Source organism: Blastopirellula marina (assembly GCF_002967765.1).
Taxonomy (GTDB): domain Bacteria; phylum Planctomycetota; class Planctomycetia; order Pirellulales; family Pirellulaceae; genus Bremerella; species Bremerella marina_A.
In genome coordinates, this window is sequence record NZ_PUHY01000006.1 from 18,092 (window position 1) to 36,348 (window position 18,257).

The 18,257-nt window shown below is 51.0% G+C and carries 18 protein-coding genes and 1 tRNA gene; 10 read left to right on the forward strand and 9 right to left on the reverse strand.

The features are described from left to right. Position 1 precedes the first annotated feature (1 nt). Positions 2-367, forward strand: coding sequence for a hypothetical protein (locus tag C5Y83_RS08015; protein ID WP_105329164.1), 366 nt, complete (start codon positions 2-4; stop codon positions 365-367). Positions 368-646: 279 nt separating this feature from the next. On the opposite strand, the gene C5Y83_RS08020 is transcribed toward C5Y83_RS08015, so the two are convergent. The 5 genes from C5Y83_RS08020 to C5Y83_RS30150 form a co-directional block, all read right to left on the reverse strand. Continuing rightward, positions 647-1,576 carry a hypothetical protein gene (locus C5Y83_RS08020; RefSeq protein WP_105329165.1) on the reverse strand — a complete coding sequence of 310 codons (930 nt, stop codon included), beginning with the start codon at positions 1,574-1,576 and terminating at the stop codon, positions 647-649. Between the two features lie 813 nt (positions 1,577-2,389). After that, positions 2,390-2,788, reverse strand: a complete 399-nt coding sequence (locus tag C5Y83_RS08025; RefSeq protein WP_146117707.1) for a hypothetical protein — start codon at positions 2,786-2,788, stop codon at positions 2,390-2,392. Between the two features lie 450 nt (positions 2,789-3,238). Then, on the reverse strand, positions 3,239-4,381 hold the full coding sequence (locus C5Y83_RS08030) for an O-methyltransferase (RefSeq protein ID WP_105329167.1): 1,143 nt from the start codon (positions 4,379-4,381) through the stop codon (positions 3,239-3,241). Continuing rightward, a complete protein-coding gene (locus C5Y83_RS08035; RefSeq protein ID WP_105329168.1) occupies positions 4,378-5,856 on the reverse strand; it encodes an ATP-binding protein in 1,479 nt (492 codons plus the stop codon). Before C5Y83_RS08035 ends, C5Y83_RS08030 begins: the two co-directional genes overlap by 4 nt. Positions 5,857-5,868: 12 nt before the next feature. After that, the gene (locus C5Y83_RS30150) at positions 5,869-7,005 is read right to left on the reverse strand and encodes a DNA cytosine methyltransferase (protein WP_105329169.1); all 1,137 of its coding nucleotides are present in this window, start codon (positions 7,003-7,005) and stop codon (positions 5,869-5,871) included. 320 nt (positions 7,006-7,325) lie between these two features. Here C5Y83_RS30150 and C5Y83_RS08045 point away from each other — a divergent pair. The 9 genes from C5Y83_RS08045 to C5Y83_RS08085 all read left to right on the forward strand — a co-directional run bounded on the left by C5Y83_RS08045 (position 7,326) and on the right by C5Y83_RS08085 (position 14,689). Beyond that, positions 7,326-7,399 (forward strand) — tRNA-Asp (locus tag C5Y83_RS08045). Between the two features lie 505 nt (positions 7,400-7,904). Beyond that, positions 7,905-9,047 (forward strand): CpaE family protein, encoded by a 1,143-nt coding sequence (locus tag C5Y83_RS08050; RefSeq protein ID WP_105329170.1) that lies wholly within the window; start codon positions 7,905-7,907, stop codon positions 9,045-9,047. Continuing rightward, positions 9,025-10,296, forward strand: a complete 1,272-nt coding sequence (locus C5Y83_RS08055) for a CpaF family protein (RefSeq protein WP_105329171.1) — start codon at positions 9,025-9,027, stop codon at positions 10,294-10,296. Before C5Y83_RS08050 ends, C5Y83_RS08055 begins: the two co-directional genes overlap by 23 nt. A gap of 56 nt (positions 10,297-10,352) precedes the next feature. After that, a complete protein-coding gene (locus C5Y83_RS08060; RefSeq protein WP_105329172.1) occupies positions 10,353-11,312 on the forward strand; it encodes a type II secretion system F family protein in 960 nt (319 codons plus the stop codon). 31 nt (positions 11,313-11,343) lie between these two features. Then, positions 11,344-12,321 carry a type II secretion system F family protein gene (locus C5Y83_RS08065; protein WP_105329173.1) on the forward strand — a complete coding sequence of 326 codons (978 nt, stop codon included), beginning with the start codon at positions 11,344-11,346 and terminating at the stop codon, positions 12,319-12,321. Further along, positions 12,318-12,728 carry a TadE/TadG family type IV pilus assembly protein gene (locus tag C5Y83_RS08070; protein ID WP_105329174.1) on the forward strand — a complete coding sequence of 137 codons (411 nt, stop codon included), beginning with the start codon at positions 12,318-12,320 and terminating at the stop codon, positions 12,726-12,728. Before C5Y83_RS08065 ends, C5Y83_RS08070 begins: the two co-directional genes overlap by 4 nt. Then, positions 12,725-12,877 (forward strand): TadE/TadG family type IV pilus assembly protein, encoded by a 153-nt coding sequence (locus tag C5Y83_RS08075; RefSeq protein WP_105329175.1) that lies wholly within the window; start codon positions 12,725-12,727, stop codon positions 12,875-12,877. Before C5Y83_RS08070 ends, C5Y83_RS08075 begins: the two co-directional genes overlap by 4 nt. Before the next feature lie 35 nt (positions 12,878-12,912). Beyond that, a complete protein-coding gene (locus C5Y83_RS08080; RefSeq protein WP_105329176.1) occupies positions 12,913-13,167 on the forward strand; it encodes a hypothetical protein in 255 nt (84 codons plus the stop codon). Positions 13,168-13,195: 28 nt separating this feature from the next. Continuing rightward, on the forward strand, positions 13,196-14,689 hold the full coding sequence (locus C5Y83_RS08085) for a pilus assembly protein TadG-related protein (RefSeq protein ID WP_105329177.1): 1,494 nt from the start codon (positions 13,196-13,198) through the stop codon (positions 14,687-14,689). A gap of 5 nt (positions 14,690-14,694) precedes the next feature. Here the strand turns inward: C5Y83_RS08085 and C5Y83_RS08090 are convergent, their stop codons facing one another. From C5Y83_RS08090 to C5Y83_RS08105, 4 genes are read right to left on the reverse strand one after another with little or no spacing between them, the layout of a single operon-like run. Continuing rightward, entirely contained in the window at positions 14,695-15,585 is an 891-nt protein-coding gene (locus tag C5Y83_RS08090) for a glycosyltransferase (protein ID WP_105329178.1), read from the reverse strand. A gap of 18 nt (positions 15,586-15,603) precedes the next feature. Continuing rightward, a complete protein-coding gene (locus C5Y83_RS08095; RefSeq protein WP_105329179.1) occupies positions 15,604-16,569 on the reverse strand; it encodes a polysaccharide deacetylase family protein in 966 nt (321 codons plus the stop codon). Further along, entirely contained in the window at positions 16,566-17,393 is an 828-nt protein-coding gene (locus C5Y83_RS08100; RefSeq protein WP_105329180.1) for a hypothetical protein, read from the reverse strand. Before C5Y83_RS08100 ends, C5Y83_RS08095 begins: the two co-directional genes overlap by 4 nt. 60 nt (positions 17,394-17,453) lie before the next feature. Further along, on the reverse strand, positions 17,454-18,254 hold the full coding sequence (locus tag C5Y83_RS08105) for a hypothetical protein (RefSeq protein WP_105329181.1): 801 nt from the start codon (positions 18,252-18,254) through the stop codon (positions 17,454-17,456). Positions 18,255-18,257 lie beyond the last annotated feature (3 nt).

Here is an 18,257-nt window from a genome sequence, read left to right on the forward strand (position 1 = left end):
GATGACGAACGCAAAGCAGCGCAGCTACTACAAGAGCGCGGGCGAAACGGTCGCGGTTCACGTGAATTGCGGGCCGGTTATGGCCCGCGGGGAAACCGTGCTGGACGTGTTGGCGGCCGAGATCATCCAACGGGATGCCGACGGCGTGGTGATCGTGGGGCCGGATAAGCTGACGATCAGCGGACTGGAAGCCAACACCGTAGCGATCACCGCGCCGGGAATGGAAGCTATTCCGATCGGCCGCGGTTTCGTCGGCCTGGTGGCCGGCGGCAATGCTTCGTTGTCGCAACCGATGAAGCTAACCATTCCGTTCACCACCAGCGGCGGCCAACGCCGGGACGCCGAAGTTCTTCTCGAGATTCGATAGCCAGGTGGTTGCAGGCGTGTTATGTCCTTGCTCAACAACAAGGGCGTGGAACACGACGGCTTGATCCGATCACTATTCCGCTTCTTTGGATTCTAAGTCAATTCCGACAAGTCCGGTTGGAACGTAGAGTTTGAAACCCGTGATGGCTTCTACATGACGGGTTTCTTAGATCCTTCTTACACTCCATCGCTTCGACGAGCTTCAGGCTCCGTCGAAGACAGAAAACAGCAAGAGGTGTTTCGCTCTAGCCTTCGAAACACATCATTCAGCGCGAGCAAATTACTGCTCTGCCGGAGCCTCGCCTGCGAACAGCTTTGCGCCATCCTTCGCGATCTCGGTATTCTTAATGGTCTTCCAGCTCTCATCAAGAGCTGAGAACCCATCAGCGAGCTTCTCTGCCCAATCCACTATCGACAGATTCGGCTGGTCCAACTTGTAATCTACGAAGACGTAGCCAATTTCCCCTACTTTCCCCGGCGGAATTTGAAATTCTTTTACATGTGTTCCATCGTCCCCCGAAACTGGATTGTCGTTCACCAAAGTTTTCGTGGTAATGAACGATTTCGATGTTCCGTCTTTATAAGTAATAAACATTGCCGTCTCATACTTTTTCTCAACGCCAACACCAGCACCAATATGCCAATCCAATTTGCATTTCACCTTACCGTCAGAAGCAATCGACCAAGTGGCCGATTCACGTTTAGTGGTTAGCGGCAAGTGGGGACGATATGCCAAGCCATCTGGATCTTCTTTCTCGTAGCGGACCAATACAGAACCACCGTTATCGCCGTATGTGCCAGCCTGATCTGTCATGTAGAAATAGACGTCTGATCCATGAGGACCGGTTGGAACACGGAGATACCGAGTGCCGGGCTTGAATTCGAATGCTGAGGCAGGCGCGAATTGGGTGTGTTCAGCGTTAAGGCTTCTGAATACTTCTACGATAAGCATGTCACCTCGTCTAGCGCCATGATAGGGCGTTGTGACACTCGAATTAGTACCCGTATAGTTCGTGTCACCCGCTACATTAACGTTCCCTGTCCATCGATCGTTCGGATTCGGGACGATTGCGTAGGCCGAATTCGGTTCTAACCGGATTCCAGTACGCTCCTCTTTGTTCGCAGGAACGACAACGTCTGCGGCTTCGGCTACACCAATACCACACACCACCAATGGCAAAACTAGCAATACATACTTAGAAATATACACGGACACCATCCCCCATTTACATAACCAAATGCCAACTATCTATCATTACAATTGGCTCGAATGTAACCGTGCAAAAGTCTGGCGTCAATTATTTAAAGTTACATTCTGATCGACAAAAAAACCTCGACTTATGTTGCGGTCTTTCGCCAACCGCATCAGCTTTCGCGAACAACCGATCACGCATCTCGCCTGCGCTCAAGTTTCGAAATTTGGTAACCAGCCTAATAGTTGCCTGGCTAGCCATGGCGGCAGCCTTGTTTGTGTCCTTGGCAGACGGGGCAAATGGCTCTAGTGGTGGTCAAGCAAGAGTCCTTGCAATTCTGCCTGACTTCGTTCTCTGCCTGTCGGCCTGGTGAGCAATCCGAGGATGGCGACAAGAGTCTGCCGCGTCCATGGACGCAGAGAAACTTAATCAGCATTTTCGGGCAATCGGAGGTGAAGCTCAGAATGTGTTTGAGCGATACAGGAGAATCAGCAATCATCTCACTCGGCAGCCTATCTCTCGAAGCCAAAAAGAATCGAGAGATACGCGCACTACCGACTACAAGTAACCACCATGCGTTATCTGCGACAACAGGGTCCGAGACTAACGATAGCAAAACAGCTACCGCGGAACGTTATTCACAGACGATCGATCCAGAAGCTGCCTGAGGACCACCTGTGTCGTTGAAGACAATTCTCCCCCCGGCAATAGGTTCTCCCAGACCAAGTGGTGGTTCGCCCCCGACGGGAACAGTCGAAAAAGGGGAGATTGTTTTTTTCTGTGTCCGGCCGCCGCAAGTCGGTCACCAGTCAACCCGCCGGACGCGAACCCTATTCGAGTCGCCAGACGACTTCGCAGGCTAGATACTCTGACACAACAATTCTGATTACCAATTCACCAACATCATCTATTGCAAGATAGCGGTATCGGTCATCCTGCACGTTAATCCAATCATTGATGAGCACTGCAACTTGATGCAACTCACCTGCCTCGGATTGAAGTGTAACTTGCGCGACCTGCAGTCGTTGGTAATTCCTCGAACCTATTTCACCGAATAGCTGTTGAACGTGAGCGGAATCAAAATCTTCGCGAATCTTTGACGACAATGAAGCAATGGGACCGCACCAGAAGTGATCAGGCTCATCTCTGCATAGTTGGCTAAGCTCGAAAGCCGCATGCCCACGGGCAAGCTTTAGCAATACATTTGATACACACTTCGCTTCCGGCATGAATACAGAATTACCGTCGATTTCGGTCCTGGCAGATTCTATTCGCAACCTTAGAGCGGGTGAGTTCTTCATAATTCGTGAGACTGAATCACGCCGAAATTTTGTCGGGTCGGTTGAACCACAAAGCACACTCTCGATAAGGCAAACAAAATACTCTTCATCTTTGGAGAAGCTTTGATTACAGCTTTCGCAGCACCCGACCACAGGTAGGTTCAAGGGGAATGGGCGGTCCAGAAGACAGCGTGATGGGACATGGTCACGAGTGCCTGCCCGTGCACCGCAGTAGATACAGCCGCGAATCAACCGATAATCTGCAAGATCTCTGTATTGATCCATGAAACTCGGCGAAAAGATAAATCTGACAATACAATTCAAGAGGGGACATCTGAGATAATCTAGGGTTCGCAACTTGCGAACCCTTACTACAAACTTCTCTGAAATCAACTCGGGTTAAGTGTAGACCCGACCGAATGCGGGATAACGTCTATAATGAATGACATATTTTTCAAGAAGTCTAAGTGACTTTTGGTCATTTCTGTCAAGCCGAAAGGGAAGTTCTCCATGAATCACGCTTGGGGTATTATCGGCAGAGATCATGCCATCTATATGGTGCCTTTCTTTCGCAGAAAGATCCGGGACAGTAATCTCAGTCACTGTTCCCCAGTCATTTGAACGCAAAGGCCATTCCGCGAATGACTCGTCCTGTGAAATCGTTTGCCTCAAGGCTGCGTCGGCAATAATTCCAGTCGCGGTCATCATTTGATGGTCGCCGTCGCGATATCGAAACAGGGCCAAAGGAATCAGTTCCAAGTCATTACTCGCGTTGCCGCGTGAAGCTGCTCGTCCTATGGACTCACCGAGAAATTTAGCAAAATCAGTGGGATTAAGAATTTCAGATGTTGCTCCGTTCGCTGGCCAGTTCTCGTCCAGCTGTTTTTTTAGCTCACCTAGGCAAACGGCCTGATACTCTTCCTCCGAAAGTCTTAATACACGAGAGAGAGCTGCCTCTGTACCTTCCTCTTCAGCTGTACCCAAAACCGACCTTACGTAGGACTCAAAGCTACTGTGTGTTGGTGAGTCGGGATCCTTTAAGTATTTATCAAAGTCTTTAACGGTTAGAGGATCCGTTGGCCGTCGAAATGACTGTGGGTTCGCATTTAGCGTAATCTTAACAACATCTCCACTGGAAAGCTTGGAGACCAAGTTTCGGAAGTCGTCTAGCTGTTCCCCCCGTTTATTCGCCAACGCAAAATCAAGCCAAACTATAAAGCGATGCTCTTCGTACTCTCCCACAAGCTGATCGAGATCATTAACGAATTCCGTGCTGTGTTTGTTGAGGCATTCGATAAACCCAAGCCGATTGTATTTCTGCCGATCACATGTTGTCGAATCCAATTCAATTGAAATCATTCGCTCTATCGCGAAACGATGATTTATCTGCTTGAAGTCTTCAAGGAAACGACCACCCATTGAAGCATAAACATAATGTGAAGGCCCGTTCCAAATGCGGACAAAGTCGAGCACGTCTAAAAACAACTGACGCTCCACGTATTTGTTTGTTCTGAGCTGATACGGGACATCATGACCGCTCATTTTTGTGCCGCCTCTGCTTTCTCTAAACAAAGCTTGAAACAACGTTCTCCGACTCTAGCACGTTCAAATGTTGAATCCTGAAACAAGAATTCGGCAACCGTTTCGATGTCCAAACGGTCCGCTTCAAAACAAATTCTGAGTTGCCTGTCACGCGTTATTGGGCGAGGCAGTTCAGGTGAATACCGCTGCGCAGACCCAACGGGTGACTTGATCCGTGGTATTTTCTTGAGCGAGCCGGCCTTAAGTTTGGAGGAGACATCTGTAATTCGTCGTGACGAGAGCGTTCGAAACTCTTTCGATGTCTCTTCCTCATGACGCTTCCACGCGTTCGTAAACGAGGTAAACTTTTTCAGGCCTTCACGCATGTATTCGATCACAACATGGTAAATAGAAGAGTCCATATCCAACCCGCGTTTCGTCGTATTCAACGGCAACTTCATCGAGTCGTTACTTTTAAAAAACACAACACCCGATATTGATATGAATTGATTATGATACCCCGGAGTAACACCCTTCGTATCCCATCCTGTCCTATAAGTTTTGTCATTATATAGAACGACGCGATCATTGCAGACTACCGTCCATCCAGCGTACTCTCTTGACTTTTTCACCTTTGCTTCGTCATCTAGTTCATCTTCAGTGACAAGCGGCCTATAAAACCCAACGGCCAGTTCAACAGAGACGCCTTCAATAGTGCCCATGAAAATATATGGTTCAATCTTAGGAGCATCTTCAGCGCCGATCTCATTGGGCACGAGGAGCGTCAATGGGGCTGGCTCAATAAGAATCCCATTCAATGTAACCTGAAAGCCCTTATCTATAATAATGGCGTAGTGTTTAGAGATTTCGGAAGCCAAATCGTCGAGAAACGTCGAACCAACCTTAAACTGCCTTGCCACGCCCTCATTCAGTTTTTTTACTGTTATCTGAGTACCGTGTTCTTTGAGACCCTTGCGAATCTGTCGTAATACTAGCTTCCATGGATCGTATTCTTTGATCGGATCGGGGGCCTCGTTCGGATAATCGTCATCAAGCCATTCAGGCGGGATTTCTACTTTGTAAGGACTCTCATCTACAGGATCGGAGATAACTACGCTGTGCTTTCCCATCTTGAACATTGCACGCTTCATCCCGATCCCATACATGCCGACGGTCTGAAGTTCAGAATCCCTCTGGAGATCAGGGCGTCCGAGCATAAACGCACTTTTCTCGGCGATTATTTCAGGGATCCCACCACAATTATCCGTAATTTCAAACTTACTCTGGTTTGCCGTGATATTGGCTTTGTATCCTTCGTACGGTTTTTGGGAATCTAGCGGATCAATACCTTTTCTTTTTAGATCACGTATCACGCCATCAACGCAATTGTCCAATAGGTCTAGGATCGCGTCGACCAATGCGATGTCACGGGTCAACATCTCAACGAAGAACCTTTTGGTTGGTCCAGCATTGATTCTTTTATTGGCGTCCGCCATGTCGGGTATCCTTTAACGTGATGCGGTTTGGGCGATCTTAGACGCAACGGCCCGTGCAAGTAGCGGCGGCACTGAATTCCCAATCTGCCGGAAGTCGTGCCAACGCGTCCCGTGAAATTGAAACCAATCCGGAAAGGAGTGCAGTCGAGCGGCCTCACGTGAAGTGATACAACGCGGGCTTAAAGGATGAATAGGACGCGGTGCAGTGTGACTACCTCGATCCTTACCGGTTCCAGCGCGTAACGTGGGCGCGACTTCATCCCACGCGAGTCGAATATAGCGACTTACCGGTTCAGACTCACCGGGCAAGGTGGCTCTGAACCGATCAACTACATTTACAGAGTGCCGAGTGCGAAGACATCCCGTTAGGCGACGATGAACTACGGACGTTCTGTTTGAGCGGTCATACTCACATGACAACTCACCTCTCATGATACGGGCGTATTCACTTGTCGCCTTTGGCAATTCGGATTCGTAGATGTCATTCTCGAAAAGCGTGTCGTCTTCGTCGATGCCACGAAGATCTGCAATTGCATCTCGGACTACTGGCCATGTTCCTTGCCCAGTTTGCTTTGCGAATTCGTTGGGCATTGGATACTCCGGCTCGTCTACTCCCTTCATAAATCCCAAGATAATCGTTCTTAGACGTCTCTGGGGTACGCCAAAGTCAGCAGCATTAAGCACCCTAATTGGTTCGACTATTTCATATCCGGAACGTCGAATCTTTGAAAGAAATTTATCAAGAGTTGGTCGAGACCTTGCATGCATCAACCCTTTGACATTCTCCATCACGAAGTAATTTGGGCGGAACTCGGAGACCAAACGGGCAAAATCGAAAATCAACTGATTTCGCTCATCGTTAACATCGTGTCGCCCCCCAACCGAAAACCCTTGACATGGAGGTCCACCAAAAACGACATCGATTTTCCTCCGTCCAAGTTTAGAAATGCTGCGAAGCTCTCGTGCTGTACCTCTTGAAAGATCAGCAACTCGTGCTCGAACGTCAGGAAAATTCAAGGCATGTGTTCGTATATTGAAGAGCTCGCTATCAAATGCCGCTAAGACGTCGAATCCCGCCTGTTCAAAACCAAGTGACATTCCTCCAACACCACAAAACAAGTCAATGGCGGTGGGTCGACGATGTGACATTCGCTTCTCAGTATTGGGTTTTAAAAGTGCTTAAAGAGGGAGAGTCGGTCCATGCCGAAGGGGTAGCTCAGTAGATGTTCAGACATACATGTTGTGATATCAGACAACTCCGGATTTTCAGAATTCTAAGATAGTACGGCTCAAGAGTATAGATAATCGTGCCGAAGAGAGCGATCTCAGAGTCACTTGTCCACAAGGATTAACCAAGTGGCGGCTGAGATAGGTATCTTTTCAATTCCACGTTCAGAGGGCATAGATTCAGTGCATGACTGCTTTCGATATAGCCTATCGCGCGACGCTCACCGAAGCAGTTGGGGCCTGGGGCCGTAGCTCAATTGGTTAGAGTACCGGACTGTCGATCCGGTGGTTGCGGGTTCGATCCCCGTCGGCCTCGCTTTTAAAAGCGAAAATGGCAGTTGCTGTGACTTCAGTGACTGCCTTTTTTTATGCGCTGATCTTGGGCAACTGTCGATTTGCCACAGGGTTCCTCCGCTTCTCTGTCGCCAGACGTCTTTTCTCGTGGGTTTCGATCCCATTGCCAGATACATGCTTCACTGGCGTTCGGTCAAACCGTCTTGCTCGCCTGAATTATCTTCTGCTTTACCCCATCAGCTAATAGTGGGGAAATCGCCCTTTAGGTGATATTTATCAGCATTACATAGCGGTCAATAAGGCCTAAAAACCTACATTTTCCATCCCTTTTATCCAGGGGAACAATCCCCCCCACAACCTGCAAAGGCGGAAAACGCGTCGGATAAAGCTAGGGATTTGGTTGGAAAAGATGGGGCTAAATTTGCCCGACACTGCGGTACACCACAAGCTTCCGTCGGTTATCGATGGCGCAAAGCTTGCGTCCGATCGTTTGGGCAGAACCACATAATGTCGAGAGATAGAACGCTATGAAAGCGGTCATCGTCGGACCAAGCGCGGTCACGGATACTCTCGCCCCTGTATTGGAACAGCGTGGCGTAACGGTGATTGATCGTGTCGACGACAACTCCCAGTCGGTCCATGCTTTTTTCGAGCAGCAAAAGTCGAAGCCCGATCTTGTGCTGCTCTTTGCTTCGGAAGACTTCAACGAAACCAGGTCAATGATCTGTGGGCTGCAGATCTTACTTGGTAAACCGATTCTGGTCTTGGGTGTCGCTCGCTCTGTTTCAGAAGTCGTACAGATCATGCGATCTGGTGCGGCTGACTTCATCGAGATGTCAGGCGACTTCATCTTCGAGCTCGACGAGTCGTTATGTCGGTTATTTGATTCCGAGAAGTCGACACGGCGCAGCGGTCAAGTGATCAGTATCGTCTCTGCGGTTGGTGGTGCTGGCCAAACCGCGATCGCAAGCAATCTGGCGGTTCATCTTGCTAAGACGAAACAACGCTCGACGGTACTTGCCGACCTGAAGATGAGCGGCGGTGATGCAGCCGAGCAACTAGGTTTATCCGCCAAGCAAACCATCGCGGATTGTCCTCAACACGCCGACGAGATTCACACTGTGTTGGTAAACACGTTGCTGGAGCAACACAAGTCAGGTCTCAAGGTGGTTGCAGGACCAGCCTACCTAGGCAGCCACGGTATCGTGCCAGCGAAGTCGATGAAAGCGTTGGTTTCGTTACTGGCGCAACAACATGAATTTGTCGTGCTCGATCTTGAAGATGCCTATCACGCCGAACAACAAGCGGCCATCGCATGCTCGGACCTCGTCGTGATTGTGATGAGGCTCGATTTTCCTTGTGTGCTTCGTACAAAACGCCTGATCGAGCGTTTCGAGAAAAAGGAGATGTCCAACCTGTACGTGGTTGCCAACAACTACATCAAGGGAACGAGCATTCCGGAAAATAAAGTCGAATCGGTTCTCAAACGCCAGATCAGCGCTGTAATTCCTCATGAGCCGGCCAGTGTACTCAACGGAATTAATATGGGCGAGCCAGCAGTCTTAGAGTTTCCTCGCTCCAAGTTCAGCCAGGCCATTAGCAAGCTCACCGAGTTACTACTCACCACGACTAAACCGGAGGCAGCCAATGTTCCAGCAAGTGCCTTCTGAAACGCTCGGTCGCAGCACCGAACTGCCGCCTCGAGGTCACGAAGACAAGACGATCAAAGAGAAGTTTCACCGCCTGCTGATCGAAATGGTCGACGTCCGGGCAATGCTTCAATTGGACGAAAAGGTCGTTCGCCGTGAACTCCGTGCAGCGATCGATACGTTGTTCATGGCCCATCCCGATCTGGCTCGCTATCGCGAGAAGGATCGACTCGCCCAAGAGTTAGTCGATGAAATGGTCGGCTTTGGCCCGCTGGAACCTTTACTTCGCGATGCCACGGTATCAGACATCTTGGTAAACGGTCCACGACATGTTTATGTCGAGCGAAACGGACAAATTGAAGAAACCAGAGTTCAGTTCAGCGATGACGATCAGCTCGTCCGGATCATTCAGCGAATCGCCGGTCGTGTCGGTCGACGGATTGACGAGTCTTCCCCCACCGTCGATGCGCGCTTGCCCGATGGAAGTCGGTTTCATGCGGTTATCTCTCCAATCGCACTCGATGGATCGCTCGTTTCGATTCGTCGCTTTACCTCGCACTCAATCACACCACAACAGTTCGTAGCCGGCGGAGGCATGTCGGAAGAAATGATGGCCTTTCTGCAAGCGGCCGTTCAAACCCGACTGAACATGGTGATCGCTGGCGGAACAGGCAGCGGAAAGACGACTCTACTCAATCTGCTCTCCGGCTTCATCTCGCCGAAGGAGCGTATCGTCACGATCGAAGATGCGGCCGAACTTCAACTTCGGCAACCGCACATCGCGCGGATGGAAACACGATGCGAGAACTCCGAAGGAAAAGGACGTCTGTCGACCCGTGACCTTATTCGTAACGCCCTGCGTATGCGACCCGATCGAATCATCGTCGGGGAATGTCGGGGAGAGGAAGTGTTCGACATGCTACAGGCCATGAACACCGGTCACGATGGCAGCCTAACTACCATTCATGCGAATAGCGCGGAAGACGCGATTAGCCGTTTGGAAATGCTAGTCGGACTGGCGCAAGGCAATTTGCCGATGTGGTACATCCGCAAGCAAATCGCTTGTTCGATCGACTTAGTCGTTCACATCCAACGACTTAACAGCGGCAAACGCGAAGTAACACAGATCGGCTATATCGTTAAAGATGGCGACAACATTGTAACGCAGCCAATCTTTGTTTGCCGCTCGAGCGAGGACGGAAACTCCGCCAAATTCGAGCGAAGCGATATCCCGGCCGAACTGGCCAGAAAAATGAACAACCGACATTAACGCGACATTCGGATCGAATTCTCCTTGCGGCGTATATAAACTGGGGCAAACTAGCGATGTCACAAACGTTCATCTTGATTAATACCTTTCTCGGCGTGACGGTCGGCGTGGTGGCGATCGTTTGGCTGGCGTACGACACCTTCTTTCGGGTGCGATCGCGGGTGAGCGAACGGATGGACGAAGCAATGCGCAAGCATGTTGAGTCGCATCAAGAGAATTCGCCCATCATCAAAGACATGATGCGGCCAATGCATGGAGGCAAGAAGCCGATCCTGCGCGTTACACAAGACCGGATCCAAACCTGGTTAGATCAAGCCGCAACCGGGCTCAACTTGTGGCAGTTCTGTGCGATATCATTGATTACATCCGTGATGTTTGGAGCGTTCTTTCTTTGTTTCTTTGGCCCCAAGTGGATCTTCGCGATTGGTACACCGATCACGCTGTTCATCCCCGCGTGCATTGTTTATTCGAGACATAATGCACGAAGTGAACAGATATCCGCGCAACTACCGGCGGCATTCTCGGCGATGAGCCGTGCTTTAAAGGCAGGTCAAGCTCTTCCTTCCGCCGTGCAAATGGTGGTGAATGACTTTCCCAAACCGCTATCTGAAGAGTTCAACTACTTCTACGAGCAGCAACATCTAGGCGTTCCGATTGAAGTGGCATTGCGCGACATGGCTCGCCGCGTGAACGTGATGGAATTGCGAATCTTCACGATCGCGATGATTGTCCATAAGCGTGCCGGTGGCAATCTGGCGGAACTGCTTCAACAGCTTTCGGTCTTAGTGCAAAAGCGTGTGAAAATGAAACGCCGCATCAAGTCGCTCACCGGCGAAGGGCGAATGCAAGCCACCGTGTTGATTGCGATGCCAACGCTTGTCTTATTCGTGATGACCCTGATTGCACCGCAGTATGTGGGGATTCTGTTGGAGCGTCACGACATCCTAGCCGCATGTGCCGTGTCACAGATCATTGGTGCGTTCTGTATTTATCGGATCGTCAACTTCTCATTTTAGAGTTGCCATTTACTGGCAGGGGCCCCCACCCATGATTACGCAAGACCTAACCACCTGGATGATCGCCGTCTCCGTGTTTGCCTGCGTGTTTTGCCTGGTGATGGTAACATTCTCGTTGATGGTTTCTGTTCCTGACAAGGCTTTAACTCGTGTCGAGGGGCTTATTGGCTCTGAAGAGAGAGACTCACCTTCGATCGCCAAGTCGCTATTAAGTCAACTTGCCGTGAGCAACACCGCAAAAGATTTGATGCAGCGTCTTCTTCCGGACGACGAGACCCGGCGTACGCGTCTCACCAACCGATTGATCCGCGCTGGCTACTATTGGCCCGCGTCGCTGGGTTACTTCATGTTTTGCAAAATTGGCATGATGGTCGCCCCAATTATTATTTGTGCTTCATTTAGTTGGGCACTGCCGTGGCCTTCGCATTGGACCCTGATGGTCGGTGCCCTGTTAGGTTTTGTTGGCATGGTCGTTCCTGACTTCGTGCTGAACAGCATCACGCGGAGTCGACAAAGGTACTTTCGCCAGGCTCTTCCTGACTTTTTCGATCTAACGCTCACTTGCGTAGAAGGAGGGATGGGGATTGGCGAAGCGGTTTCGCAAGTGCACCGAGAAATGCGACAGACACATGGCCCCCTATCCATGGAGCTTGACTTCGTGATGCGGGACATTCATCTGGGACAAACCCTGGGGCAGGGGTTTTCCCGGATGAGTGACCGCACAGGAGTCGAAGAAGCCAAGGCCCTAGCCACCTTTATCGAACAATCGCAACGCTTTGGCTCAGAAATGGGTTCTGCCTTGCGTGAACTGTCGGACATGCTGCGTTTCCAGAGAGAACAACGCGCAGAAGAACTCGCTCAGCAAGCCTCGGTAAAAATCTTGATTCCAACGTTGCTCTTTATCTTCCCGACGATTTTTGTGGCCCTGGCTGGTCCGGCTGCTCTGCAAATGCAGAAGTCGTTTCAAGACGTTTCGCAAAAGGACACCACGCAGGAGCTGAAACCATGAAAGCTCGCATACTGCGAACGCGAGGCATCGCCGCTACCGAGTTGGCGATTTGCTTGCCGCTTCTGTTTCTCCTCACAATGTTCTGCGTTCAGTTAGCCCAAGGTTATCACATTCGATCAGTCGCCGATCAAGCCGCTTGGCGAGCAATCCGTTATGCCAGCACAACTCGTGTTCGCGACGATGAAGTTGACGCCTGGAAAGCAGACGTCACATCACAAGCGGTCGACGAATTATCGCAGCTTGCTCAATTCGATGCGGAAAACCTCTCGCTTAATGTCAACGTGACGTCAAACAATGAACGCGTTGAAATCGAACTGCAACTCGACCTGATCGTGGACAATCCGTTGCGTTTAATGCCAGGAAACTTTGAAGTTCACCGCAACTTACAGATTCGCCAATATCGATGACTGTTAAACGAACTCAACCGATCGAACGTCACGGTTCCTCGCTGATCGAAACCAGCATGGTGCTGATGATCCTATTTGTGATCTTGTTCGGCATCTTCGAGTTCGGAATGACTGCGTTACGTCAGAACATGTTAGACGAGACCGCCTAGCGCGTGCTGCGGCACTTCGGGGCGAAGATTCGCACATGGATACCTGGGGACCGACCTCGATTGAAACCACACTTGATCAATCACCTGAACTACTTGCTGAGATTGGACCGGCAACATACCTGTTCGATCCGAGTCGGATTCAAGTCGTGATGACTTGGCAAAACGATATGGCGACTACCAACTCAGAACTGACCGTGATGCTAAGTTGCGATCAACCATTGCTGCTTGGAAATTTGTGGGGCATGAATTCAATACCCCTATCCAGTCAAGCCGTCGAACGTGTCGAGTAACCATCTTGCTCAAGTCGGGAGCAATCACATGAACACAATCCATTCTTCCACTCGAAGGCAAGGCAAAGTCCTTGTTCTGATGGCGATCATGTTGCCGACGTTGTTCACGTTTCTTCTCCTAGTGCTGGATGGAAGTAACGTGACCCATCACTTTCGTGATGCACAACAGATCGCCGATACTGCAGCCCTTTCAGGTGCGGATGAGATCTACCTCGGCTCGTCGTCGACGACCGTGGAGAATCTCGCACGCGAGTTCGCCACGAAGAACCTCCCAGCCAATTCCACGACGACCATCGAAACATATTCGCCCCCGATTACGGGTCCTTTCGCAGGCTCATCCGAACATGTCGAAGTCGTTTTGCGCGGCACTGTACAGAACTCGTTCGGTTCTGACCAGTTGGGCAACAATCAAACGGGCATCACCGTGCGGGCCGTGGCCGGCGTCAAGCAGGTCACCGATGAATCCGCGATCATTGTTCTCGACGAGAATCCTCCACCTTTCGCATTAACGCCAGTGCTACCAATCATCCCTTCGCTCCCGGCATTGGTGGGCGGGCTGGAGGTACTTGGCGTTGGTCATGTCACCGTCGACGGCGCTGTGTTGGTAAACACTGACTGGGGTGGCTATGACGAACATGGCGAGCTAGTCGGCGAGAGCTCTGCTGCACCTTGGGGCATTGCCTGCATGCCAGTCCTTCCCCTCTCGAAGCTGCGTGCTACCGATATCCGCACTGTGGGTGGTGTCGACCGATTGGCGAACTACTCAAAAGTTGGCGGAGGCGGCGCGGAGGTGGTTCTGCAAGCCAATCGTCGGCCGGTTCCCGATCCTTTTCGCGCGTTACCAGTGCCGACGGTTAGCGCGGACGGCGCGAATGTGAAAGCCGATTTTTATGGAGGGCGAACGATTGTCGGCGTTCCCCTAATTGGTCCGCCGGTCACGTTACAATCAGGCGTTTACGAATGGATCACAATCCTTGCTGGTCGAGTTCATTTCGAGCCCGGTGTATACATCATTCGCAACAAAGATCCGCTCACCCAGATCTCGCTGACAATGATCGCTGGCGAAGTTCAAGCCGAGGGGGTGATGTTCTATATCACGAACAACGCGAGTTACTCCCCAAATAGCGGAGCCCCAGATTCCTTAGATCTAGAAACCCGTCCGGATGCGGGTGGCCTATTGGCAGATGTCGTTGGCCTGGTGCCGAGCACCGTAATCAACATCGGCCTTCTCGGTAGCACGATCACTCCCATTCAAGATACCAGTAGTCCCTTTCACGGCTTCGCGTTCTACCAACGTCGTCACGATCGTCGGCCGATGGTGTTTGTGCAGGAGGATCTGCTCGGCAACGGGATGCTCGCAGGCAACATCTATTCCAAATGGGGACACGTGATTCTAGCCGGAAAAGGGATGTTCGATGCCCGCTTTGTCGTTGGAACAATGCGTCTGATCGCACTGCTCGACATCGAGATCGAACCTTCGATCACACTTCCGCCAGCTCACGATGTTTACCTGGCAGAGTGAAGCGTCTACGCCGCCTTTCCCAAGCGATTCACTGGCAGCGAAGGAGATCGACAAGCATCATCGTCGTCGCAAAAGATACGTAGCTTCGGTCGAGTATGTTCCTGGACTACATACTTTTGTTCGTAATGATCGGCCAGTGAGCCTTTTCGATAGGGCTCGTCTTTGTCGAACCCATTGCTGCGAAGCATTTCATTCCAAAGGTGAACAGCGCGGGTTCTCTGGAACAGTTCGTAGTCCCCTTCATACGTGGAATCAAACGGACTTCGCCACAGCGTGCCATGAATGGGGTAGAATACCGTGTTATCTTGCATGAATTCGTACAGTTTAAATTCTTCGACCGCATAAGCAAAACCTTTTGGTCCCCCTGCCCCACCCCAGACAACCGGTGAAATCGAGTTATCGAAGTGACGACGATACCACTTCTGAATCCGATGCTTTGGACGATCGTGTTTGTCTGGACGATTAGGATGCAAGCAACGATCGACCATGTACTCAGTGACCGCATGCCCGGAAGGAAACTTCAGGACGCCCACCGCCGCACTCCAAAACGTCTTCCCATAAGCTTCCGTCTCTTTACCGAACACAATCTCTTCCGTGAAATCGAACGGTCGGATACACAGCATGTCGGTATCGATCCAGTAACCTCCTAGCTGATTAAGAAGTTTCCAGCGAAACAGGTCGGCGAAACCAGCATACGATCCTTTGCAGTACGAGAAGACTTGCTCCTGAGAAACGATCTCGTTCGCATCGCAAATGCGGATACCGATCGGAACATTGGCCACGGGGGCATAGGTGTATAGATCGACTTGATCTGGGTGATGATATAGGAACGAACTAAGACAAAGTCGCTCCAGCCGCGAAAGACTTTCGCCAATCCATAATGTTTGAATTTGCATGGGGAGATCGCCTTCTCCTTAGTTGAGAAATTGCGGCCAAGTGGTGGTCAGGCGAAATTGCTTCATCGATCCGAAAACAGGCCAGCGTCGCAGATCGAATCGATCCCAACTGCCAGCCGACTTCCCTTGATTTACCCCGCCGTAACAGCTGAACGCTGCTCGATAGTGTTTCGCTGTTTGCTGCTTAATATCAACGCTAAAGCAATCGGGGTTGCCTACAGGATAGCTAAAGACCTGGACATCAACGTCCAGTTCTTCCTCTAAGCGGCGACGTCCTTCAGTCAATTCGTGCTCCCAGTTTCCACTATGTGTTCTCGTCAAAATCGGATGTGAAACAGTATGGCCGCCGAAGCTCATCCCGGCGGCAGCCATCTCTCGCAGCATGTCCCAATTCATCCAAACGGGCGACGCACCTTCAAATCGTCCCGTCTGAGCAACATCGCCGACGCGGTTCAAATAGTCCTCGAATTCGGCTTCTGGGATCTCGTAATAGCCTTCAACCGTTTGGACGATCGCGTCGTCGATTTCGTTCTGACTCGATCCGGCATACTGTTTGCGCATCATCCAAGCAATTTCATCCCACCAGGCAATCGACCTCCGGTCAATAAAACCGCTGGTCACGAAGAATAACGCAGAGATGCCAAGTCGCTGAAGGATGGGAAAGGCAATCTCATAGTTATCGACATAGCCGTCGTCGAACGTGATCATTACAGCTTGTCGCTTCTTCCAATCATCGGCTGGGCGTCTTACCACGTCATCGATGCCGACCACCTCGAAGTGACGATGAATGAATTCCATTTGCTGAGCAAACGACGCTTCGTCAGTGCTGTACACGCCGCGATCGAACTCGCAACACTCCGCGTCGCCCACGCGATGGTAGGTTAGCACAAGCAAGCCACGCCACGACCCCATCAGCCGCACGAGTCGATTAAGGCCGAGTGACTCGGCTCGCTTGGCAAGTTTGCGGTAGGTTGGCCATTTCATGCGACTGCCCTCATCGCTTCGCCTGGCAGATAAAGCTGTTGATAGTGTTCCATCAACGAACCAGGTTCATACGGGGCATCTTTATCGAAATCGCTACGACGCAAAATTTCGTTCCAGAGATGTATGCCGCGTGTGGCATTAAAGAGCTTGTAGTTCCGTTCGTACGTTGCATCGAACGGACTTCGCCAATGTGCACCGGATACCGGGTAGAAGACCGTGGACGGAACTTCGTACTTTTGGAGTTGGAACTTGTGAACAGCGTGGCAGAAACCAATCGGCCCCCCAGCACTTCCCCAGCCGACCGGGGCTGGATTACCCGAAACATGGCGGCGGTAAAGCTTCTGCATCATTTGTTTGGGGTTGTCGGTCCAATCCAATCGATGCGGATGTTGGCACCGATCAACCATGTAAGCACATACTTCGTGATGTTGCGGGAAGATCAGTACTCCGACGGCGGCCGTCCAATGAATGTTTTTGGCCAGGTCAATCTCGCGGCCAAACACAATTGGTTCGTCGAAATCAAATGGGCGAACGCAAAGCATATCGGTATCGATCCAGCAACCGCCCCGATCGAGTAACAGTTTCCACCGAAACAAGTCGGCAAAGCCAGCGAACGAACCATTGAAATAGGTAAAGACCTGATCCTGCGGAATGATCTCGTTAGCATCTTTAAGACAAACCCCGGGCGGTACCCCGGAAATCTCGCCATAGGTATAGAGGTCGACCGGATGCCCATGATGGACAAACGATGCCAGGCAAAGACGCTCGAGCCGCGATAGTCGCTCGCCAATCCACAACGTTTGAATTCTTAGCACTGCACTCATCGTATTACCACGCTTCCCTGCGGAGCCGAGTTGGTGAGGCGAACTTTCACCTTGTCGCCATTACGCTGCCAACCGTACGCCACCACCCATGTAAGTCCGCTCGTAATGGTCCATTAGCGAACCAGGGAGAAACGGAGCATTAAAATCAAAATGATTTCGATCGGCCTCAAAAGAATTCAAGTAAATGGCACGGGTCGATTCAAGCATTTGCCAGTCCCCGCGAAACGTTTCGTCGTATGGACTACGCCAACGCGCTTCGTGAATGGGAAAGAACACAGGAATGGACTGAGCCAGATGTTCGATCTCTAGTATTTGAACAGCAACCTGGAAACCACCTTCACCACCGATCATCCACGAACGGATCGGACGTAAGCTGTTGGTGAAGTTCCTTCGAAATGCTTTCTTCCAACGATGACGAAGCTTCTCTCCAGCAACCGGGAAGTGTGGCTGGAGGCATCGATTGAGCATGAATCGACTCAACGGATGCCCAGGCGGCATGATCAACACCTGATGCCCCCATCGGTAGCCATCGATATCGGACTTACGCCCAAAGACAATCGACTGATCAAAGTCAAATGGACGGAGACAAAGCACATCGGTCGATACGAAGCAGTCACCATGTTCGAGCAAGGTTTTCCAACGAATGATCGGCTCGATTCCGGCACCCGAGTTTCGGCGAAATAGCGTGTTCGACATCGGTAGAATCTCATTCGCATCCACCAGTCGCACACCGTCTGGCAGATTGTCGATTGGAAAGTAGCTTAAGAGCTGTACTTCATCGTGATGCACCGCCAAAGATCGTAAGCAGATACGCTCGATTCGAGTCAGTGGCCCTCGGTGCTTAAAACATCGAATCTTCATCGA

Bases quoted from the DNA above. Each gene is read 5' to 3' on its own strand.
- C5Y83_RS08015 (WP_105329164.1), top strand. From the start codon at position 2: ATGACGAACGCAAAGCAGCGCAGCTACTACAAGAGCGCGGGCGAAACG.
- C5Y83_RS08025 (WP_146117707.1), bottom strand. From the start codon at position 2,788: ATGCCGGAAGCGAAGTGTGTATCAAATGTATTGCTAAAGCTTGCCCGT.
- C5Y83_RS08030 (WP_105329167.1), bottom strand. From the start codon at position 4,381: ATGAGCGGTCATGATGTCCCGTATCAGCTCAGAACAAACAAATACGTG.
- C5Y83_RS08035 (WP_105329168.1), bottom strand. From the start codon at position 5,856: ATGGCGGACGCCAATAAAAGAATCAATGCTGGACCAACCAAAAGGTTC.
- C5Y83_RS30150 (WP_105329169.1), bottom strand. From the start codon at position 7,005: ATGTCACATCGTCGACCCACCGCCATTGACTTGTTTTGTGGTGTTGGA.
- C5Y83_RS08050 (WP_105329170.1), top strand. From the start codon at position 7,905: ATGAAAGCGGTCATCGTCGGACCAAGCGCGGTCACGGATACTCTCGCC.
- C5Y83_RS08055 (WP_105329171.1), top strand. From the start codon at position 9,025: ATGTTCCAGCAAGTGCCTTCTGAAACGCTCGGTCGCAGCACCGAACTG.
- C5Y83_RS08060 (WP_105329172.1), top strand. From the start codon at position 10,353: ATGTCACAAACGTTCATCTTGATTAATACCTTTCTCGGCGTGACGGTC.
- C5Y83_RS08065 (WP_105329173.1), top strand. From the start codon at position 11,344: ATGATTACGCAAGACCTAACCACCTGGATGATCGCCGTCTCCGTGTTT.
- C5Y83_RS08070 (WP_105329174.1), top strand. From the start codon at position 12,318: ATGAAAGCTCGCATACTGCGAACGCGAGGCATCGCCGCTACCGAGTTG.
- C5Y83_RS08075 (WP_105329175.1), top strand. From the start codon at position 12,725: ATGACTGTTAAACGAACTCAACCGATCGAACGTCACGGTTCCTCGCTG.
- C5Y83_RS08080 (WP_105329176.1), top strand. From the start codon at position 12,913: ATGGATACCTGGGGACCGACCTCGATTGAAACCACACTTGATCAATCA.
- C5Y83_RS08085 (WP_105329177.1), top strand. From the start codon at position 13,196: ATGAACACAATCCATTCTTCCACTCGAAGGCAAGGCAAAGTCCTTGTT.
- C5Y83_RS08090 (WP_105329178.1), bottom strand. From the start codon at position 15,585: ATGCAAATTCAAACATTATGGATTGGCGAAAGTCTTTCGCGGCTGGAG.
- C5Y83_RS08095 (WP_105329179.1), bottom strand. From the start codon at position 16,569: ATGAAATGGCCAACCTACCGCAAACTTGCCAAGCGAGCCGAGTCACTC.
- C5Y83_RS08100 (WP_105329180.1), bottom strand. From the start codon at position 17,393: ATGAGTGCAGTGCTAAGAATTCAAACGTTGTGGATTGGCGAGCGACTA.
- C5Y83_RS08105 (WP_105329181.1), bottom strand. From the start codon at position 18,254: ATGAAGATTCGATGTTTTAAGCACCGAGGGCCACTGACTCGAATCGAG.